Origin of the sequence: Micromonospora sp. NBC_00362 (assembly GCF_026342155.1) — a bacterium.
GTDB classification, from domain to species: Bacteria; Actinomycetota; Actinomycetes; order Mycobacteriales; family Micromonosporaceae; genus Micromonospora; species Micromonospora hortensis.
Genome location: NZ_JAPENH010000001.1, coordinates 6776821 through 6794506 on the forward strand (window position 1 = coordinate 6776821; position 17686 = coordinate 6794506).

Annotated in this window: 23 protein-coding genes; 10 read left to right on the forward strand and 13 right to left on the reverse strand. The window is 69.3% G+C overall.

Annotated features, from left to right (window positions below; all coding sequences use genetic code 11):
• Nucleotides 1-14 precede the first annotated feature (14 nt).
• A complete protein-coding gene (locus OG992_RS31290; RefSeq protein WP_266305019.1) occupies nt 15-614 on the forward strand; it encodes a TetR/AcrR family transcriptional regulator in 600 nt (199 codons plus the stop codon).
• A 58-nt stretch (nt 615-672) separates the two neighbouring features.
• Here OG992_RS31290 and OG992_RS31295 read toward each other — a convergent pair whose 3' ends face one another.
• The gene (locus tag OG992_RS31295; RefSeq protein WP_238686678.1) at nt 673-1062 is read right to left on the reverse strand and encodes a hypothetical protein; all 390 of its coding nucleotides are present in this window, start codon (nt 1060-1062) and stop codon (nt 673-675) included.
• A 53-nt stretch (nt 1063-1115) separates the two neighbouring features.
• Nucleotides 1116-1499: a DoxX family protein gene (locus OG992_RS31300; RefSeq protein ID WP_238686679.1), complete on the reverse strand. Its 384-nt coding sequence runs from the start codon at nt 1497-1499 to the stop codon at nt 1116-1118.
• 178 nt (nt 1500-1677) lie between these two features.
• Between OG992_RS31300 and OG992_RS31305 the strand changes: the two genes are divergently transcribed.
• Nucleotides 1678-2571 (forward strand): RNA polymerase sigma-70 factor, encoded by an 894-nt coding sequence (locus tag OG992_RS31305; RefSeq protein ID WP_266305020.1) that lies wholly within the window; start codon nt 1678-1680, stop codon nt 2569-2571.
• Between the two features lie 41 nt (nt 2572-2612).
• On the opposite strand, the gene OG992_RS31310 is transcribed toward OG992_RS31305, so the two are convergent.
• Nucleotides 2613-3812 carry a low temperature requirement protein A gene (locus OG992_RS31310; protein WP_238686681.1) on the reverse strand — a complete coding sequence of 400 codons (1200 nt, stop codon included), beginning with the start codon at nt 3810-3812 and terminating at the stop codon, nt 2613-2615.
• Between the two features lie 178 nt (nt 3813-3990).
• Between OG992_RS31310 and OG992_RS31315 the strand changes: the two genes are divergently transcribed.
• Nucleotides 3991-4569: a TetR/AcrR family transcriptional regulator gene (locus OG992_RS31315; protein ID WP_266305021.1), complete on the forward strand. Its 579-nt coding sequence runs from the start codon at nt 3991-3993 to the stop codon at nt 4567-4569.
• A gap of 30 nt (nt 4570-4599) precedes the next feature.
• On the opposite strand, the gene OG992_RS31320 is transcribed toward OG992_RS31315, so the two are convergent.
• The gene (locus tag OG992_RS31320) at nt 4600-5244 is read right to left on the reverse strand and encodes a hypothetical protein (protein ID WP_266305022.1); all 645 of its coding nucleotides are present in this window, start codon (nt 5242-5244) and stop codon (nt 4600-4602) included.
• A 170-nt stretch (nt 5245-5414) separates the two neighbouring features.
• On the opposite strand from OG992_RS31320, the gene OG992_RS31325 reads away from it, so the two are divergent.
• Both OG992_RS31325 and OG992_RS31330 read left to right on the forward strand, forming a co-directional pair.
• A complete protein-coding gene (locus tag OG992_RS31325) occupies nt 5415-6125 on the forward strand; it encodes an HAD family hydrolase (protein WP_238686683.1) in 711 nt (236 codons plus the stop codon).
• Nucleotides 6126-6534: 409 nt separating this feature from the next.
• Nucleotides 6535-7320, forward strand: a complete 786-nt coding sequence (locus OG992_RS31330; RefSeq protein WP_266305023.1) for a L,D-transpeptidase family protein — start codon at nt 6535-6537, stop codon at nt 7318-7320.
• A 13-nt stretch (nt 7321-7333) separates the two neighbouring features.
• On the opposite strand, the gene OG992_RS31335 is transcribed toward OG992_RS31330, so the two are convergent.
• The 5 genes from OG992_RS31335 to OG992_RS31355 form a co-directional block, all read right to left on the reverse strand.
• The gene (locus OG992_RS31335) at nt 7334-7609 is read right to left on the reverse strand and encodes a hypothetical protein (RefSeq protein WP_238686685.1); all 276 of its coding nucleotides are present in this window, start codon (nt 7607-7609) and stop codon (nt 7334-7336) included.
• A gap of 47 nt (nt 7610-7656) precedes the next feature.
• Nucleotides 7657-8088, reverse strand: coding sequence for a hypothetical protein (locus OG992_RS31340; RefSeq protein WP_210781928.1), 432 nt, complete (start codon nt 8086-8088; stop codon nt 7657-7659).
• A 185-nt stretch (nt 8089-8273) separates the two neighbouring features.
• Nucleotides 8274-8978, reverse strand: a complete 705-nt coding sequence (locus OG992_RS31345; protein WP_238686686.1) for a VOC family protein — start codon at nt 8976-8978, stop codon at nt 8274-8276.
• A gap of 657 nt (nt 8979-9635) precedes the next feature.
• Entirely contained in the window at nt 9636-9818 is a 183-nt protein-coding gene (locus tag OG992_RS31350) for a DUF397 domain-containing protein (RefSeq protein ID WP_112583309.1), read from the reverse strand.
• On the reverse strand, nt 9812-10612 hold the full coding sequence (locus OG992_RS31355) for a helix-turn-helix transcriptional regulator (RefSeq protein WP_266305024.1): 801 nt from the start codon (nt 10610-10612) through the stop codon (nt 9812-9814). The genes OG992_RS31350 and OG992_RS31355 overlap by 7 nt, the downstream gene beginning before the upstream one ends.
• A 280-nt stretch (nt 10613-10892) precedes the next feature.
• On the opposite strand from OG992_RS31355, the gene OG992_RS31360 reads away from it, so the two are divergent.
• Nucleotides 10893-11147: a flavin reductase gene (locus OG992_RS31360; protein WP_266305025.1), complete on the forward strand. Its 255-nt coding sequence runs from the start codon at nt 10893-10895 to the stop codon at nt 11145-11147.
• A gap of 18 nt (nt 11148-11165) precedes the next feature.
• Here OG992_RS31360 and OG992_RS31365 read toward each other — a convergent pair whose 3' ends face one another.
• The 4 genes from OG992_RS31365 to OG992_RS31380 are packed head-to-tail and all read right to left on the reverse strand — an operon-like array spanning nt 11166 to nt 13009.
• Complete coding sequence (locus OG992_RS31365) at nt 11166-11564, reverse strand: hypothetical protein (RefSeq protein WP_238686690.1); 399 nt, start codon at nt 11562-11564, stop codon at nt 11166-11168.
• Nucleotides 11561-11884: a hypothetical protein gene (locus OG992_RS31370; RefSeq protein ID WP_266305026.1), complete on the reverse strand. Its 324-nt coding sequence runs from the start codon at nt 11882-11884 to the stop codon at nt 11561-11563. The genes OG992_RS31365 and OG992_RS31370 overlap by 4 nt, the downstream gene beginning before the upstream one ends.
• Nucleotides 11885-11932: 48 nt before the next feature.
• Nucleotides 11933-12628: a hypothetical protein gene (locus OG992_RS31375; RefSeq protein WP_266305027.1), complete on the reverse strand. Its 696-nt coding sequence runs from the start codon at nt 12626-12628 to the stop codon at nt 11933-11935.
• A 3-nt stretch (nt 12629-12631) separates the two neighbouring features.
• A complete protein-coding gene (locus OG992_RS31380) occupies nt 12632-13009 on the reverse strand; it encodes a PadR family transcriptional regulator (RefSeq protein WP_238686693.1) in 378 nt (125 codons plus the stop codon).
• Between the two features lie 213 nt (nt 13010-13222).
• On the opposite strand from OG992_RS31380, the gene OG992_RS31385 reads away from it, so the two are divergent.
• From OG992_RS31385 to OG992_RS31400, 4 genes are read left to right on the forward strand one after another with little or no spacing between them, the layout of a single operon-like run.
• Entirely contained in the window at nt 13223-14509 is a 1287-nt protein-coding gene (locus OG992_RS31385) for an ABC transporter substrate-binding protein (RefSeq protein ID WP_238686694.1), read from the forward strand.
• Nucleotides 14506-15489, forward strand: coding sequence for a sugar ABC transporter permease (locus OG992_RS31390; RefSeq protein WP_308193742.1), 984 nt, complete (start codon nt 14506-14508; stop codon nt 15487-15489). The genes OG992_RS31385 and OG992_RS31390 overlap by 4 nt, the downstream gene beginning before the upstream one ends.
• A 1-nt stretch (nt 15490) precedes the next feature.
• Complete coding sequence (locus tag OG992_RS31395; protein ID WP_238686695.1) at nt 15491-16327, forward strand: carbohydrate ABC transporter permease; 837 nt, start codon at nt 15491-15493, stop codon at nt 16325-16327.
• A 10-nt stretch (nt 16328-16337) separates the two neighbouring features.
• Nucleotides 16338-17546 (forward strand): ABC transporter ATP-binding protein, encoded by a 1209-nt coding sequence (locus tag OG992_RS31400; protein WP_124858596.1) that lies wholly within the window; start codon nt 16338-16340, stop codon nt 17544-17546.
• Nucleotides 17547-17686: the final 140 nt, after the last annotated feature.

The following is a 17686-nucleotide window of genomic DNA, read 5'->3' on the forward strand; positions in this document are numbered from 1 at the left end:
CCTAGACTTCAGCCATGCCGCGCGGAGTCGCCATCCCAGCGCTTCGACAGCAGCTCTTCGCTGCCGTCGAGCGGTTGATCGTGGAAGAGGGGCCGAGCCGGCTCACCGGCCGAGCCGTCACGCGCGAGGCCGGCGTCGCGACCGGCCTGCTCTACGCGCACTTCGCGAACTTCGACGACTTCCTGACCGGGTTCGCTGTCGACCGCGTCTTCCACATCACCGGCGAGGTGGCCAACCTGCCGGAGCGCGCCGGGTCCGGCACTGTCGCGGACAACCTGCGCCAGGCCGTCCTGGCGACACCGCTGGGCACGCTGACGGCGTTGACCCGGCTCACCGCCTTCCGCCCGGAGTTGACGGCGAACGTCGAAGCAGTCCTGGGCAGCGGGATGTCGGGGCTGCGGGGGGTCGAACGCGCGGTCGCCGACTACCTGGCCGCCGAGCAAAGCCGTGGGCGGGTGCCGGCCGGCGTCGACACCGAGGCACTGGCCCTGGCGGTGGTCAGCGTGCTGCACCACGTCGCGCTGACCGGCCCCACCGACTCGACAGCGGAGCACCGGATCCAGCGGGTGATCGGCGCGCTCACCGACGGTTTCCCCGCCGCCGCACCCTCCTGAGCGCCGCGCGGTGGAGCGGGCTCGCCCATCCAGCGGCACCGCCGAGGCCCGGAAGGACTCACTGATAACCGACGTGGACGATCAGCTTGCCCTCCTTGGGGCGGGCCCCCACGTAGACGGTCGCCGGGTCGAGCAGTGTCGGCGGCAGGCGCAGGCCCTCGGAGAGACCCATCTCGTGTGCCAGGTCCTCCGGAGACTGCCCCGCCGCCGGCACCAGCGTGATCGTCCGCCAGCATCCGCCCGAGGCGCACTCCATGCTCTCGTCGGCGACCGTCGCTCCGGATGGCACCCGCGGCGTCCGTGACTCCGGTGGCAACGCGCCCTCGGTCTTGGACATCTGCAACCACAGGAACGACAGGCACCACAGGCACGACAGCAGGCCCAGCGTGACGGACACGGCCACGAGGGTGCGCCTGGTGCGCCTCCTCGGCGCGGTCCGCGACGTCATCGCGCGAGGATAGCGGGGCACCGTCGGCCAGCCGGAGCGGGAGTGGGCCCGGGTCAGCCGGTGAAGGGCTCGGGTCCGAGGCGACCCCAGGCCACGAACGCGGCCAGCGCGAGATAGGCGAGATTCAGCACCATGAACCTCGCCTCGCCGTAGCGCAGGTGGGTGATCATCGCGCCGACCATCAGCAGAATCCAGCACATCGCGGTCACCGGCACGAGCACCGGTGCGATGTCGAGCACGCCGGGCAGGATGAGGCCGACAGCGGCCAGGAGTTCGAGAACTCCGAGGGTCTTGACGAAGCCGACGCTGGCGTCGCCGGTCCACCCGCCGCCGTTGGCGGCGGACAACCTCTGCTTGGGTACGAATGTCTTGGTGATGCCGCCGGCCAAGGCAATTGTGGCCAACAGGCCGGCCACGATCCACAGTGCCAGGTTCATGATTTGCCTCCGTATCGGTTCGCACAGGAGACACCGCCGGCCGGTGCGCTGTGACAGCTCATGAAGTGACGAGGAGCACCGACGCCCGGTGTCACAGAAGTCGGGAGGCCGGTGTCTGGTGAGCGACGCGGTCGAGTTCGGCGAGACTGGAGGACGCATGGATGCGGGAGGCGGAATCGTGGGTGAGGACGGCCGGGGGGACGGCGCGGTCGACGCGTTCGTCAACCACCGCAACCTCCTCTTCACCGTCGCGTACGAGATGCTCGGTTCGGCTGCCGACGCGGAGGACGTCCTCCAGGAGACCTGGCTGCGGTGGGCGGACGCGGACCTCACGACGGTGCGGGACCAGCGCGCGTACCTGGTCCGGATCACCACCCGACTGTCGCTCAACCGGCTGCGTGCGGTCGGCCGGCGCAGGGAGTCCTACGTCGGCTCCTGGCTACCCGAGCCGCTGTTGACAGCGCCCGACGTCGCCGACGACGTCGAACTCGCCGAGAGCGTCTCGATGGCGATGCTGCTGGTGCTGGAGACGCTGGCGCCGACCGAGCGGGCGGTGTTCGTCCTCCGTGAGGTCTTCGACATTGGATACGACGAGATCGCCGGGGCGGTCGACAAGAGTTCGGCAGCGGTCCGTCAGATCGCCCACCGTGCGCGGGCGCATGTCGCCGCGCGCCGGCCGCGCGGGATGGTCTCCCCGGCGGACACCCGGCGGGCGTTGGACGCGTTCCGGCTGGCGGTCGAGACCGGCGACGTGCAGGGCCTGCTCGACGTCCTCGCGCCGGATGTCGTGCTCCTCGGCGATGGCGGCGGCATCAAGCAGGTCGTGCTGCGGCCTGTCGCCGGGGCCGACAAGGTGGCCCGCCTACTGTGCAGCACACACGCCAGGGTCGCGACCATGTCGCTGCACCCAGCCCAGGTCAACGGACACCCGGCGCTGGTTCTGCGGCTCGACGGCGCGGTCGACACGGTCCTCGCGCTGCGTATCGACGACGGTCTGATCAGCGGGGTCTACGCCGTGCGGAACCCCGAGAAGTTGTCGCACATGCGAAGCGAAGCGGCCCTGCGCCGCTGATTGACCGCTGGGTTCCGCTGACTCTCGCCTTGACGCAGCTCCTAGTACGGGGGCGTGGGCGTCTCCGGCGACCGGTGGCGGGAGCGTCGCGCGTCCGCCGCGGCGACGCCGAGCAGCACCACGGCGGCGACCGCGCCGGCGCTGAGCGGCTGGAGGTGCAGTGCTGCCGGGATCAGCAGGCCGAAGGCCACCAGGCCGGCCAGCCGGGACCGGGAGACCCGACCGAAGACCTGGTATTCGAGCGCCGATCGTCCGGCGAGGAAGAGCACCGGGCCGCCGAAGATGGCGATGAGCCAGGTCGCCGGGAGGTGCCCGAGCGGCTCGGCGATGAACAGCTCGAAGCCGACGCCGGTGAGCACGATCCCCGCGATCATGACCATGTGGGCGAACGCCATGTCGGTAGCGAGTCGGGCGGGGTTACGGGAACGGTCGACGGCGGTGCTCAGCATCCCTCCCGCGACGTGGAAGTAGATCCGCCAGAGCAGGACGGTGCTCGCCAGCGCCAGGACGAACCCACAGGTCTGGTCGGTGTGGAACTCGCTGCCGCTGAAGGCGAGGCCGATGACGAAGATCGCCTCGCCGAGAGCGATGAGGAGGAACTGTTGGTACCGCTCGGCCAGGTGCTCGGCCGCGATCATCTGGACGCCGAGCCGGTGCGCGCCGAGTCGGGGGGTCGGCCAGCCGAGGAACAGCCCGGTGTAGTCGGTCAGTATGGCGAGGGTCCAGAGTGCCCCGCGAAGAGTGCCGTCGTTGACCAGCCCGCCGACGACCCAGAGCGGTGCGCTCAGGCCGAACCAGAACAGGATCCGGATGGACTGTTGGGGGTCCGGCCGGCCGTGCCCGGCGACGTGGAAGAACACCACTCGGCCGATCTGGAGGGTCACCAGGGTGATGGCGAAAAGGGAGGCCCGTGCGCCGAAGCCGTGCGGCACGGCGACGGCCATCGTCATGGCGCCGACCAACGTCATGATGATGACGGTCTGGACAATCGGGGCGTCCGGGTCCAGCCAACTTGTCGACCAGACCGTCACCGACCAGACCGCCCACAGCGCCAGGAACAGCAGCAGAGCCTGGCCGAGGCCCGCGTACACGCCGCGTTGGCCGTCGGTGAAGTCAGCGATCAGCCGCGCGGAGATCCGGGTGAGGGCGAAGACGAAGACCAGGTCGAGGAAGAGCTCCAGGAAGGTGGCCCGCTGGCGAGTGACTTCGCTGCGCAACAGTCTGTCGGGGGTGTTCCTCATCGGCTCGTCACGCGCCGGTGCCGCCGAACGATCACGGGCCCTCCCGTCGCGGTGATCTCCTCGCCTAACGAGCCAGGGGGCGGCTGTGGCACGTGGAGCGAGGCAGCCGGCCCACCACATGAGTCACCAATCCGTCACCCGACCGCTACGGCAGGTGTACGCCTCTACGCTCGTGGGCGTGCCCGGACCTGCCGAGAAGGCCACTGAACAGGACCGGCGTGACCTCATCGTCACTGTCGCGCGAGAGTTGGCCGAGACGGAGGGCTGGGCGGGTGTGACCACCCGACGGCTCGCCGAACGCACCGAGATCGACATGGGCGACATCTATCGGAACTTCGCCGACCTGGAGGCGCTGATCGCCGCCGTCGCGGTGTGCGCCTTCGCCGATCTGGCCGCCGACCTCGCCGAGGCGCACGCGGAGACCGCCGGGAGCCCCGAGGGGGTCTGGCCGGCGGTCGCGACCGCGTACCTCGACTTCGCGTACACGAATCCTGAGGTCTATGACGCGATGCTCGCGCTGACCCCTGACCTGGCCCTCGGCGTGGATGGTGTGCCGGCCGCGCCGCGGGCGGTCTTCGCCGAGCTGCGGGCGGCCCTGACCCCGCTGGCCGAGGGGCGGGACCCGGACACCCTGGCCGAGGTGGGTTGGAGCCTGCTGCACGGCGTGGTGATGCTCACCCGTGGCGGCCGGCTGCGACCCGAGGGGCAGGAGGACCGCGAAGCGTTGATCGCGCAACGGTTGCTGCGGTGGCCCTGACCAGGCCACCGCCGACGCCCCCGGTCGTGGTCAGTTGATGGGCTGGCGGTCGGCCGGGCCCTTGTCGGTGAACCGGAACGTGGTGTTCAGCTTGGCGTTGCCCAACTCCTTGAGGACGAGGCCGTTGCCGGGGAGGTGCTGGAGGAATCGGGTCTCGCTGCCGATCGCGTACGTGCCGTCGCCCTTGGCGATGATGGTGAACCGCTGGATCGGGTCGTCCTGGTCGCAGACGACGGCCCCGATGGTCAGCTCGGGTTCGATGTCCAGGCCGTTCACCTGCCAGCAGGATGGGTCGTCATTGGCGGGGTGGTCGTCCCTGGTGCCGAAGGCCCGGATCACGTATCGGTCACCGCCGATCGGTGTCGGCACGAACAGGATGCGACCGCCCGTGTCGCCGCCCTCCTCGAGCCGCCCGCTGATCTCCAACGGCTGCCCCGAACCCCGCACCCGGGTGATCGTGACCTCGCGCTTGCCGGACAGCAGTGGGTCGGTCGCCGCTGCCGATGACGTGGTTGGCGCCGCTGCCGTCGGCGTCGGCGCGCCGGTCACGGTGCCCGACGGCGTCGGCGTGCCCGCCGCGGTGTCCGGCGCCTTGTCCGCACCGCCCTGGCAGGCCATCAGCGCGCTGGTGCAGGCCAGCATCGCCGCGCCGGTGACCCACTTCATGGTGACCATGCCGTACTCCTCAAGAGCCGTCCCGAACCTGGCGGGAATCATCATGGATGTCGCCTCCGCTTGACGACGGCCGCTCTGGAGCGGTTCACGAAAATCCGGAAGATCTCACATCGATCTCCCACCTATCCTGTCTCTCGGCCTTGGAGGCGGTGGCACGGGGAGGGCATGGCATGACGGTTGGCGTGGCGGCGCGACGACAGGCGCAGGTGTTGATCTTCGATGCGGACGACACGTTGTGGGAGAACAACGTCGTCTTCGAGCGGGTGATCGACGACTTCCTGGGCTGGCTGGACCACCCCACCCTGGACCGGAACGCGCTGCGGGCCGTCCTCGACGACATCGAGCGGGCCAACGCGGTGGCGCACGGGTACGGCAGCAAGGTCTTCCTGCGCAGCCTGGCGGAGTGCCTGGAGCGGCTGCGCGAGCGGCCGGCCACCGACTCCGAGCGTCAGGAGATCGACCGGTTGGCGGTTGCCCTCGTCGAGCACCAGGTGGAGCTGATGCCCGGGGTGGCCGACGCGCTCGACGAGCTGGCCGGCCGGCACGAGTTGCTGCTGCTCACCAAGGGCGACCGGGAGGAGCAGCAGCGCAAGCTGGACGCCTGCGGTCTCCTGCACCACTTCGGGGCCGCGCACATCGTCGCCGAGAAGAACGTCGACACGTACCGGTGGCTCACTCGGGAGCACGACTTCGCTCCGGACGGCGCCTGGATGATCGGCAACTCTCCGAAGTCGGACATCCTGCCGGCGCGGGCCGCTGGGTTGAACGCGGTGTTCATTCCGAACGCGAACACCTGGGTGCTGGAGGACGACGAGTTGGACCCGACAGACGGCGGGGTACTGCGGCTCGCCGCGTTCCGGGACCTGCTGCGCCACTTCTGACCGTACCGAAGGCAAACAGCGTCGGCGATCATGGTCGCGTTACGCCAACCTGCCCGATTTTCAGCGTGGGATCAGTCCTGCCGCCGTTCGTCCGCCGCGGCTTGTCCGGCCGGTAGGAGCGCGCCTAACCTGGTCCGGCGCTCACGGCCCCTCGGGGTGTGTCGGGGCGCGTCGGCGTTCGGCGGGTGAGCACCGTGGAGCTGAGTGCGAAGTGGCTGGCTCACCCCGTTCTCGCGCGTGGCGTCGTGCCACGCCCGCGCGGCGGGGTGCCGGAGCTGTCCGCTTCCCTGCCGGACGGCCGAGGGTCAGGGCCGGGTAGTTGCGGACCCGGTCCTGACCCGGCCCGCGAATCGTTCGACCGCTGCGAGCGGGGCAGACCGCACGCCGGTTCGACTGTCAGGATGGCGGCATGAAGCGCAGATCTCTCCTGCTCGGCGCGGCGGCCGGTCTGGTCACCCCGGCCGTGCTCACCCCGCCCGCGCCCGCGCTCGCGGCGGACCGGCCGCTGCGGCCGGGCTGGGGCACGGCCTCGGCGAAGCGACCCTTGCCGAAGTGGCAGCCCCGGGCCCGCGCCAGCGCGTTGACCACGCTGCCGGCGGAGACGAAGCAGGTGATCATCGTCGGCGCCAGCAGCTACACCACCACCTACGCCACGCTGGAGGCGTTCGTGCGGGTCCGGAGCAACTGGTGGCCGGCCTCGGCGTCGTTGCCCGCCCGGATCGGCTCGAAGGGCTTCAGCGACAACCACGTGGAGGGTGTGCCGACCACGCCGACCGGCGTCTACTCGATCGGCCCCACCATGTACGGCATCGCCGCCAACCCGGGCCTGCGATTCCCCTACCACCGGCTGGTCAGCGGTGACTGGTGGAACGAGAACCCATCGTCTCCGCTCTACAACACCTTCCAGCAGAGTGCGACCAACCCGGGCGGGGCCAGCGAGGCACTGTGGAAGGAAATCCCCGCGTACACGCACTTCGCGGTGATCACCTACAACATGCCGCCGAACGTGCCGAAGCCGGTGCCGAACGCGGGCAGCGGGATCTTCCTGCACCAGTTCAGCACCAGCGCCGGCAACGCCACGGCTGGTTGCGTCTCCCTCGCCCACGATCACCTGGTCGACGTGCTCAACTGGCTGGACCCGGCGCTGTCACCCCGCATCGTGCTCAGCCCGTACGCCCAGCTCAGCCGATACTGAGAGCCGCCCCGGCTCAGCCGGCCTCGCGTCGAACGATCGCCACCGCGACCCGGCAGAACTCGTCCATGTCCGGGTTGAACCCGGCAGCGATGTCGGGGTGCAACCCGGAGCGGGTCTCCTCCAACAGTCGCTGGCAGACCTGCTCGACCGGTTCGCCGGCGTAACCGGAGCGGACCCGATCGGTGGCCGCCTGAAGCGCCGAGGTCAGCTGCTCCTCCAGCGGGCCGCGCAGCTTCTGCTGCACAGGATCGAGCCCGCGAGGGTCGAGCGTGACATGTGGCTCCGACATCGGTGCTCCCTTCGTCGGCGTCCGCGATACCCCACCGCGGACGTCGGTCAAACCCCGGTCGGTACGGCGGCGACCCGCACCTGGTACGAGAATTCCTCCGCCGGCTCCTCGTGGTACGATAGCCGGCGGATCTGCCGGTCGTCGTCGTAGAGGGCGACGTCCACCAGCACGCCGAGGTGGGCGAGGCCGATGTTCGACACCCGCTTCTTGTCCTGCAACACCGCGCAGACGCCGCCGAGAAGGGTGCTGGCGTCGGACGTACGGTGCCCCGGCGGGCAACGCAACACCAGGTCCACCTCGATCGGCCCGGGCAACGGCGTCCAGCCGGTGCGCTGGGCCGCGGCGAGGGCGGCCTGGAGCAGGGTGCGGACCCTCGTCGCCTGCCGGTGCCCGGCGGCGAAGATGGACAACGCTTCGGTCTTGACCGGTGGCAGGCCGCTCACCTCGAACGTCAGGGCGAGAGCGCGGGTGTCCTGCACGACGGCACCTCCTCGTTGGGACGATCCTGCCGAACCGGGGGAGCGGCGGTGGGACGTTCCCGCGATTACCAACCGATCGGGCAGGCATGGGCCGGCCGGAGGCGTGTCGACGGCGGCGGCGAACGCGCCGGCTACGGCGCTAGGAAAACGCTAGCCGACGACGCCCGCGCTCGGTAGTCGGTCGTTCACCCGGTGGGGCGTGGGGCGAAGGCGCAGAACTCGTTGCCCTCGGGGTCAGCCAGCACCCACCACCAGTGCGCCTCGTCGAGAGGCTCGCTCAGCAGCGTCGCGCCCGCCGCGATCAGTGCCATCGGCTCCGGGTCGACCAGGTCGACGTCCCAGTGCAGCCGGTTCTTGACCACCTTGGGCTCGGACACCCCGACGAACACCCAGTAGTCCCACGGGAACCCGGACGCGCCGACCACCGACGAGGTGCTCGACTCGTGCTCGACGGTGCCGCCGACCACCCCGGCCCACCAGGTCGCCTGCGACGCCGGGTCGGTCGAGGCCACCACCAGCTCGAACGGGCCCGGTCGGGTGCCCTCTCGGGCCGGGAACGCGCAGAACTCGTTGCCCTCCGGGTCGTCGAGCACCCACCAGGTCGCCTCGCCGCCCGGTTCGCGGACCAGCCGGGCGCCGTCCGCGAGCAACGCCGCCGGGTCCGCGCCGGCCAACCGCAGATCCAGGTGTACGCGGGTCGTGCCGACCCGTGGCTCGGGCACCTTGTTCACCCAGATGGACTCGGCGTTCGAGCGCGCCGAGCGCGGGTCCACCCGGGTGTCGTCGTCACCGGCATCGGCCACGTCGCCGTCGAGTATCCGGGCCCAGAAGGCACCCAGCGCGAGCGGGTCGGTGGCGTCCAGGCAGAGGTCCTTGAAGCGCGCGATCATCGTCCCAGCATGCCTGGTCCGGGCGAACGTGTCCGGGCAGAAGGTCCTTCGCCGACCTTCCGTTGCGCAACTCAACGACGGCTGGGCGCAGAGCAGGCCCCTGTTCCTACCTCTGATCGTGATGGGCATCCTGATCGGACTTGTCGTTGGGTGGCTGTTCGCAGCGGCACTCGCCTACCGGATCGTGGAGGCGTCGGCCGAACGGCGACGCGCCTCCGCCGGGCTCTGGGCCGTCGCTCTGATCGCGCTCGCTCTGCCGGCAGTAGCCCTGTACGGCAACGTGTTGCGGACATTCCGAGATCACGGCGACGTCGGTCCGGTCTTCACCGTGCAAGCGCATTCACACCCGGCCCCTCCTACCCGTTGGGGCCGGCCTGGCAGATTCTCGCCCTGGCCATCGCCGGTGCCGTACTCGCGGGTGCCGCGACCCGGCTCGCCCGTCCGGGCACCCAGCCGGAAACGCAGGAAGCAGCGATAGCAAGCTGAGGTCAGGCCGCCGCTGTCCGATGGCCGGGGCGGTAGTTCGTCATCGAACTGACTGCCGGCGGTCGCGGGACCTTTCCGGGTAGATCTTGGACAGTTTCCGTTCTGTCATAACGGAAACTGTCCAAGATCTCAGAGTGCCCTAGGTCGAGGGGTCTTCTCCGAGCTTCGTGTTCAGTGCTGCTTGGCGTACGCGACGAACGCTTTCCAGGCCGTCGGGTCGACGTGCAGGGTGCCGCCGTCGCGGTCCTTGGTGTCGCGCACCAGCACGACGCTCGGCAGGTTGTCGGCGACCTCGACGCAGGATCCGCCGTTGCCGCCGGACCGGGTCGACTTTCGCCACTGTGGGGTCAGCATGCCCATGACTTCGCCACTTCCTTGATCAGCTCGGTTGACTGCCGGCGGGGGAGCGCCTCGTTCCGCACGATCTCCCACGTCTTCGCCAGCTTAGCGACGTCGGTGGGCGCATCGACGAACTGCGCGGTGAGCTGGTTGTCGGCGTGAGCCACCCGCTCACCGTCCGGCATCTCGGCGATGATGAACTGACCGGCCAGCCCCAGATACATCCCAGCATCCACCGGCACGATGTGCACCTGGATATGCTCCGCCGTCGCCAACTGGACCAGGTGCTCGCACTGCTCGACCATGAGGCCCGGCTGGTCGAGCACCGGCCGGCGCAGCACCGCCTCGTCCAGCACGGCGATGAGCTGCGGCGGGCGTGGGCGGTGCAGGATCGCCTGCCGCTCCAGCCGGGAGGCGACGATCCGGTCCACGTCCTCGGCGTCGAACCGGCCACCGGCCAACGTCGCGCGGGCGTACCGCTCGGTCTGGAGCAGGCCCGGCACGTACGCCAACTCGAACCAGCGCAGCGTGGTCGCCTCCCGTTCGAACTCGATCCACTCGCGCAGCCAGGCCGGCTCGGCGTCGAGCCGGGCCAACCCGTCCAGCATGCGGAGGAAGCGTCCGCCGGTCTGGTGGTGCGTGTCGACAGCCCTCATGTACTCCTTCGTGGGCGGTCGCCCGCCGGTCTCCACCGAGCTGACGTGCGAACCCGAATAGCCGATGCCCCGGCCGAAGTCGTCCTGACTGAGCCCGGACCCCGTCCGGAACAGACGCAGTTCCTCCAGCACGTAGTCGGTGACGGTCCCCATCGATTCCCCAACCTTCGCTCGGTCTGGCTCGGCGTGTCCGTCATGGGTGCTCACCTGGACCGCTGAGCTGCACAAATGGCGCGAGCACGTATCGACGGTAGTCGCCTCATCACCAGACTGTCACCAGTGGCGGGTCCGCTGGTGGCCGGAATGGCGGCGGTGGGCCCTGCCCTCCGGGGTCGCTCCCGTTTCCCCCTTGCGGGAGCGGCCCCGTCCCCGTCCCCGAGGAGGTCGATGTGCTCACCCCGACAGGCCAGCAGCCCTCGACGTGGTGGCGGTGATGGTGGTTCGGCCGCCCGTCCCGCATGTCGCCATGCGCCCGCTGTGGCGGTGCCGCAACTGTGGCGCCGAGTGGCCCTGCCAACCGGCCAAGCTCGCCCTGCTGACGGAGTACCGGACCAGCCGGACCGCGCTGCTGATCTACCTCGGCACTCTGATGCACGAGGCGACGAACCAGCTCACCCAACTCCACCCGGATCATCCGCCGACCGGGATGACCGAGCGCTTCCTCTCCTGGGCCAGGGCCCGGGGTTGACGCTCGGGCAGCCGTCGTTCATCCCGGAAAGGGGATCAGTGGCACCCCGTCGGAGTATCCGGGCCCCTCACTGGTCAGCACCGCGGCGTCGTGGGTCAGGCCCGCCACGGCGGCTGCGGCCAGGTCGAAACGGCGGGTCCTGCGCTGCCAGAAGGTCAGCTCCGGTAGATCCTCCGCCTGCTCGGGCAGAAGCGCGCAGGAAGTCAAGGCCAGCAGCTTGTGCAGCAGGGCCAGGTCCTTGCCGGTCGCCATGGTCAACGCTTCGGTCGCTGCCACCACCGGCACCCCGAACCGCACCCCGTCCTCAATCACCTCGTGGACGGGCTCGCCCACGTGCACCGTCCGGAGGACGGCGTATCCCAGCAGGGCCGACCGGTCCAGGATGAGCCGAACTGGTGGTGTTGTCTCCGAGGTCATGCGGCGTCGGCGCGGGGCGCGGTGTCGTCACCGTTCATCTCGGCCTCCATGGCGGCGCGGATCTTGGCGCGCTCCGCCTCGAACCGCTCCGCAGGCCACTCAGCCTCCACGCCCAGGCGGCGGGCCCGAGCCTCGGCCACACCCTGCTCAGTGATGTGAATGCCGGCGGCGAGCAACAACTCCTTGTGCTGCTCCACCCGCTTGCGCCGACGCACCGACTCGGTGACGTAGGCACTGGCCATGCGGTTGCCCTGGCTCTCCAGGATCTGACTCACGTCTGGGGGGACGGAGATCGTGAAGCGGCGCTGGGGCTCTGTCATACGCGCAGCTTACACCTGTCATACTCCGGCCTGGCGCTGCTCGTACCGTCAGGCGGGTTTGACTCTGGTGGCGTCCGGGTGCGGGCTGTCGGCGGCGGTCCGGCCCTCGCGCAGTGACAAGCGACGCGCCAGCACCGTGGCGCCCGCGAGCGCGGCCAGGACCATGGCGATCTCCGTGACCACCACCGGTGGTGCCGCGCTGTAGTCGGTGGTCCAGGCGAAGGTGACGGTGATCGGCGTGATGACGATGCCGGCCACCGGCAGGAGGACGCTCATCAACTGAGCCGTCCGCCGGATCCTGGGCAGGTCGCGGAGCCGGGTCCGCACCGCGATGACCGCTCCCGTGACGACCACGGCGGCCGGTATGCCGTAGTAGACGGCGACGGCGAGCTGGACCGGTACGTCGATCGAGCGGGGGATGTCGACCATGCGGACGAAGACCGGGTAGGCCGCCATCAGGAGGCCGTAGCCGAGCACGACACCGAGCACCGCGCCGATCAGCGCGGTGCCGAGAATGCGGCCGTAGTCGCCACGCACCCGTTGGACGCCAGCCTCGTCGGCGAGCCGCCGCGCGAAGCCGGCCACGTCACCGCCGATCAACTGTGCGGGATCGCCCCCGTCGGCAGCCGCTGCCCGCAGGTCGAGGCGCAGGTCCGCGGCGAGTGCCGCCCGATCGGCCGAGCCGACTCCGTCCCCGCGCCACGCCTGGTCGGCTTCGCCCAGAAGGCGGTCGATGGTGTCCATGGGTCAACTCCTCGTGGGGGTGTGGTCGAGCGGGCGGAGAACGGCGTCGACGGTGTCGGTGAAGCGGTTCCACTGGTTGTGCCAGGCATCCAGGTGGATCCGACCGGACCCGGTCAGCGCGTAGACCTTTCGGGGTGGGCCGGTTGGGCTCACCTGCTGTTCGTGAGCGACAAGGCCAAGTCGGCGCATGCGAGTCAGCAGGGGATAGATGGTGCCGTAGCTGATGGCGCCGAAGCCGGCCGTCTCCATTCGCCGAACCAGCTCGTAGCCGTGCGCTGGCTCGCGTGCCAGCAGCGCCAGCAGGCACATGTCCAGCGCGCCCCGCAGGAGTTGGGTCTGCCGGTCGTTGTCGTCGATGGACTGGCTCTCCGCCGCTACCATGCGACACATACTACCTTGCTATTCGGCGTCACGATATACCGGCGTCGACTTCCGCTGTGACAGCCAGGTTTCGCGACTTCACGGGTGGGGCAGAGTAGCCGCTACAGAGCATCCGGGCCGGAGTTTCCGCAGCTTGCCGACTCGGAACCGGCTCGCCGTGCGCCGGGGCACGGATGCCCTCCCCGGTCTTTCGCCGAGGAGAGGGGGAGGGCGATGACGGACCCCGAAACGGCTCGACACCGACGCCGGCCAGTTGTTCGGCTGGGCGCGGCGGCTGCCGCGCTGGCACTCGTGGCACCGCTGGCCGCGTGCGGCGCGGACGACGCTGGTGGCCCACCGACGATCAACCTGTACTACCCGCCCGAGCAGAACCTGCAGAAGGTCGTCGACGACTGCAACGCGCAGGCCCAGGGACGGTACGAGATCGCCTACCGGGTGCTGCCCCGGCAGGCCGACGACCAGCGGGTGCAGATGGTGCGCCGGCTGGCCGCCGAGGACAGCGGGATGGATCTGCTCGGGCTGGACGTCACCTGGACCCAGGAGTTCGCCAGCGCCGACTGGATCCGCGAGTGGACCGGTCAGGACAAGGCCGAGGTCGAGCAGGGCACCCTCGCCGGGCCGTTGGACACCGCCCGGTACGAGGACAAGTTGTACGCGGCGCCGAAGAACACCAACGTCCAGTTGCTCTGGTACCGCAAGGACCTGGTGCCGCAGCCGCCGACCACCTGGGACCAGATGATCAGCGCGGCCCAGCAGCTCAAGGACCAGGGCAAGCCGTACCAGGTGCTCACCATGGGCGCGCAGTACGAGGGTCTGGTCGTCCTCTACAACACCCTGGCCGAGAGCGCCGGCGGGAAGATCCTCAACGACGACGGTACGAAGGCCGTGATGGACGAGGGCACGGTCCGGGCGTTGGAGCAACTGAAGACGTTCGCCACGTCGGGCGTGACCTCGCCGTCGTTCAGCAACGCCACCGAGGACCCGGTTCGGCTGGAGTTCCAGTCCGGCGCGGGCGCGTTCCAGGTGAACTGGCCGTTCGTCTACCCGGCTCTTCAGGAGGCGAACCCGGAGCTGGCCAAGCAGGTCGGCTGGGCTCGGATTCCGGGCATCGACGAGGGCACCCCCAGCAAGGTCACCATCGGTGGGGTCAACCTGGCGGTCAGCTCCTACTCCAAGCACCCGGAGCAGTCCTTCGAAGCGGCCCGGTGCATCCGCAGCGCCGAGCACCAGAAGTTCTCCGCCATCAACGACGGTGTGCCGCCGACCATCGAGGCGGTCTTCGACGACCCGGAGATGACCGAGGCGTACCCGATGAAGGACACCATCCTGGAGGAGCTGAAGGAACCGGCGACGCGTCCGCTGACCCCCGCCTACCAGAGCATCTCCACAGTGATGTCGGCGATCCTGTCGCCGCCGTCCGGCATCCGCCCGCAGCAGACCGCCGACGAGCTGCGCGACGCCATCGCCGACGCCCTCCAATCCAAGGGGGTCCTGCCGTGAGCATCAACGCCACGCCGACCGGCGCCGACGTCGCCGCAGAAGAGACCCGCCGGCCCGCCGCCGTACCGAAGCAACGCGGAGGCCGTCGCAAGCCCCCGTTGAGCGAGAACAAGAAGGCCGAACGCCGGCTCGGTCTGCTGCTCTGCGCGCCGGCCGCGCTGGTCATGATCGCGGTGACCGCGTACCCGATCATCTACTCGGTCTGGCTGTCGTTGCAGCGCTTCGACCTGCGTTTCCCCGACCAGCGTGAGTTCATCGGGCTGGAGAACTACGTCACTGTGCTCACCAACGAGTTCTGGTGGACCGCGTTCGGGGTGACCACGCTGATCACGGTGGTCACCGTGGCCATCGAGCTGGTGCTCGGCATGGGCCTGGCGATCATCATGCACCGCACCATCATCGGGCGCGGTTTGGTCCGGACCTCGGCGCTGATCCCGTACGGGATCGTCACAGTGGTCGCCGCGTTCTCCTGGCGGTACGCCTGGACGCCCGGCACCGGCTACCTGGCCGACCTGTTCAGCGACGGCGCGCCGCTCACCGAACGGGCCAGCTCCCTGGCGATCATCATGCTGGCGGAGATCTGGAAGACCACCCCGTTCATGGCGCTCCTGCTGATGGCCGGCCTGGCGCTGGTCCCCGAGGACCTGCTCAAGGCGGCCTCCACCGACGGCGCGACCGCCTGGCAGAAGTTCACCAAGGTGATGCTGCCGGTGATGAAGCCGGCGATCCTTGTCGCGTTGCTGTTCCGCACCCTGGACGCGTTCCGGGTCTTCGACAACATTTTCGTGCTCACCGCCGGAGGCAACGAGACGTCGTCGGTGTCGATGCTCGCCTACAACAACCTGATCCGGGGCCTCAACCTCGGCATCGGTTCGACGATGTCGGTGCTGATCTTCATCACCGTGGCGATCATCGCCTTCGTCTTCGTGAAGCTGTTCGGCACCGCTGCTCCGGGCAGCGACGACGGAGAGAGGCGCTGACATGGCTGTCGAAACCACTACCAGGGCAAAGCTGCGCTGGGGTCTGCTCGACGTCCTCGTGGTCGTCTTCGCGCTGGTCCCGGTGCTGTGGATCGCGTCGCTGTCGTTCAAGACGCCGGCCACCCTCACCGACGGGAACTTCATCCCCCGCGAATGGACGCTGGACAACTACCGGACCATCTTCGACACCGACCAGTTCGTCCGGGCGCTGGTCAACTCGATCGGCGTCGCGCTGATCGCCACGCTGATCGCTGTGGTGCTCGGCGCGATGGCCGCGTACGCGATCAGCCGGCTGGACTTCCCCGGTAAGAAGCTGCTGGTCGGCGTCTCCCTGCTGATCGCGATGTTCCCGCAGGTGTCACTGGTGTCGCCGCTGTTCGAGATCGAGCGTCAGCTCAAGATCTTCGACACCTGGCTGGGGCTGATCCTGCCGTACATCACCTTCGCGCTGCCGCTGGCGATCTACACGCTGTCGGCGTTCTTCAAGCAGATCCCGTGGGATCTGGAGAAGGCAGCGAAGATGGACGGCGCCACCCAGGCCCAGGCGTTCCGGCGGGTGATCGCGCCACTGGCCGCGCCCGGGCTGTTCACCACCGCGATCCTGGTCTTCATCTTCTGCTGGAACGACTTCCTGTTCGCCATCTCGCTGACCTCGACCGAGCGGTCCCGCACGGTGCCGGCCGCGTTGTCGTTCTTCACCGGCGCGTCGCAGTTCGAGGACCCCACCGGGGCGATCTGCGCCGCCGCCGTGGTGATCACCGTTCCGATCATCCTGTTCGTTCTCTTCTTCCAGCGTCGCATCGTGTCCGGTCTGACCTCCGGCGCGGTCAAGGGATAGGTGGGTAGTCATGGCTGACATCGTGCTGGACAAGGTGAGCAAGAGCTTCCCGGACGGGACCGTCGCCGTGCAGGACGTCGACCTGGAGATCGCCGACGGCGAGTTCGTGATCCTGGTCGGGCCCTCGGGCTGCGGAAAGTCCACCACCCTCAACATGATCGCCGGGCTGGAGGACATCAGCTCCGGTGAGCTACGCATCGCCGGGCAGCGGGTCAACGACAAGGCCCCCCGGGACCGGGACATCGCCATGGTGTTCCAGTCGTACGCGCTGTACCCGAACATGACAGTGCGGGAGAACATGGCGTTCCCGCTGCGGCTGGCGAAGCTCGACAAGGAGACCATCGACCGCAAGGTCGACGAGGCGGCGAAGGTGCTGGAGCTGACCTCGCTGCTGGACCGCAAGCCGGCCAACCTCTCCGGTGGCCAGCGTCAGCGGGTGGCGATGGGCCGGGCGATCGTCCGCCAGCCGAAGGCGTTCCTGATGGACGAGCCGCTGTCCAACCTCGACGCCAAGCTGCGGGTGCAGATGCGCACAGTGGTGTCCCGCCTGCAGAAGCAGCTCGGCACCACCACCGTCTACGTCACCCACGACCAGACCGAGGCGATGACCCTCGGCGACCGTGTGGTGATCATGCGCGGGGGTGCGGTGCAGCAGGTCGGGCCGCCACAGGAGCTGTACGACCACCCGAAGAACCTCTTCGTGGCCGGCTTCATCGGCTCTCCGTCGATGAACTTCCTGCACGCCGCAGTGCAGGACGGCGAGCTGCACACCGCCCTGGGCACGGTGCCGATCGGTGACCGGGTCCGTCGGGAGTTGGAGGCGGCCGACGCGCCCCGCGAGCTGATCCTCGGCATCCGACCCGAGCACTTCGAGGACGCCGAACTGGTCGACGACGACACCCGTCGGCGGGGCATGGAGTTCGAGGCGCCGGTGGACATCGTCGAGTCGATGGGCTCGGACAAGTACGTCTACTTCACCGTCGAGGGGGAGAAGGCCAGCGCCGCCGAGTTGGAGGAGTTGGCCGCCGACGCGGGTGCCGCCGACTTCGCCGGCGCCGGCGGCAACCTGGTGACCCGGTTGTCCGCCGAGTCCCCGGTAGCCGAGGGGCAGACGCGCCGAGTCTGGTTCAACCTGGAGAAGATCCACCTGTTCGACCCGGCCAACGGCCGCAACCTGACCCTGCACGAGGGTCGGGCCGCCGGCGCGCTCGCCGACTGACGCCCCATTTTCGCGCCGATCTTGCACTTTCGGTTGTCGGCATGAGATGGATTGCCCCTTCTGTCGGGACAGAAAGTGCAAGATCGGCGCGGCGAGGGCGCGCGGGGCGCCGTGTCCTGCGGCGTGGGGGCTGGCGTGGC

Coding starts and splice junctions, on each gene's coding strand:
- OG992_RS31290 (WP_266305019.1), top strand. CDS start 15: ATGCCGCGCGGAGTCGCCATCCCAGCGCTTCGACAGCAGCTCTTCGCT.
- OG992_RS31295 (WP_238686678.1), bottom strand. CDS start 1,062: ATGACGTCGCGGACCGCGCCGAGGAGGCGCACCAGGCGCACCCTCGTG.
- OG992_RS31300 (WP_238686679.1), bottom strand. CDS start 1,499: ATGAACCTGGCACTGTGGATCGTGGCCGGCCTGTTGGCCACAATTGCC.
- OG992_RS31310 (WP_238686681.1), bottom strand. CDS start 3,812: ATGAGGAACACCCCCGACAGACTGTTGCGCAGCGAAGTCACTCGCCAG.
- OG992_RS31320 (WP_266305022.1), bottom strand. CDS start 5,244: ATGGTCACCATGAAGTGGGTCACCGGCGCGGCGATGCTGGCCTGCACC.
- OG992_RS31325 (WP_238686683.1), top strand. CDS start 5,415: ATGACGGTTGGCGTGGCGGCGCGACGACAGGCGCAGGTGTTGATCTTC.
- OG992_RS31330 (WP_266305023.1), top strand. CDS start 6,535: ATGAAGCGCAGATCTCTCCTGCTCGGCGCGGCGGCCGGTCTGGTCACC.
- OG992_RS31335 (WP_238686685.1), bottom strand. CDS start 7,609: ATGTCGGAGCCACATGTCACGCTCGACCCTCGCGGGCTCGATCCTGTG.
- OG992_RS31345 (WP_238686686.1), bottom strand. CDS start 8,978: ATGATCGCGCGCTTCAAGGACCTCTGCCTGGACGCCACCGACCCGCTC.
- OG992_RS31350 (WP_112583309.1), bottom strand. CDS start 9,818: ATGCTGACCCCACAGTGGCGAAAGTCGACCCGGTCCGGCGGCAACGGC.
- OG992_RS31355 (WP_266305024.1), bottom strand. CDS start 10,612: ATGGGGACCGTCACCGACTACGTGCTGGAGGAACTGCGTCTGTTCCGG.
- OG992_RS31360 (WP_266305025.1), top strand. CDS start 10,893: ATGGTGGTTCGGCCGCCCGTCCCGCATGTCGCCATGCGCCCGCTGTGG.
- OG992_RS31365 (WP_238686690.1), bottom strand. CDS start 11,564: ATGACCTCGGAGACAACACCACCAGTTCGGCTCATCCTGGACCGGTCG.
- OG992_RS31370 (WP_266305026.1), bottom strand. CDS start 11,884: ATGACAGAGCCCCAGCGCCGCTTCACGATCTCCGTCCCCCCAGACGTG.
- OG992_RS31375 (WP_266305027.1), bottom strand. CDS start 12,628: ATGGACACCATCGACCGCCTTCTGGGCGAAGCCGACCAGGCGTGGCGC.
- OG992_RS31380 (WP_238686693.1), bottom strand. CDS start 13,009: ATGGTAGCGGCGGAGAGCCAGTCCATCGACGACAACGACCGGCAGACC.
- OG992_RS31385 (WP_238686694.1), top strand. CDS start 13,223: ATGACGGACCCCGAAACGGCTCGACACCGACGCCGGCCAGTTGTTCGG.
- OG992_RS31395 (WP_238686695.1), top strand. CDS start 15,491: ATGGCTGTCGAAACCACTACCAGGGCAAAGCTGCGCTGGGGTCTGCTC.
- OG992_RS31400 (WP_124858596.1), top strand. CDS start 16,338: ATGGCTGACATCGTGCTGGACAAGGTGAGCAAGAGCTTCCCGGACGGG.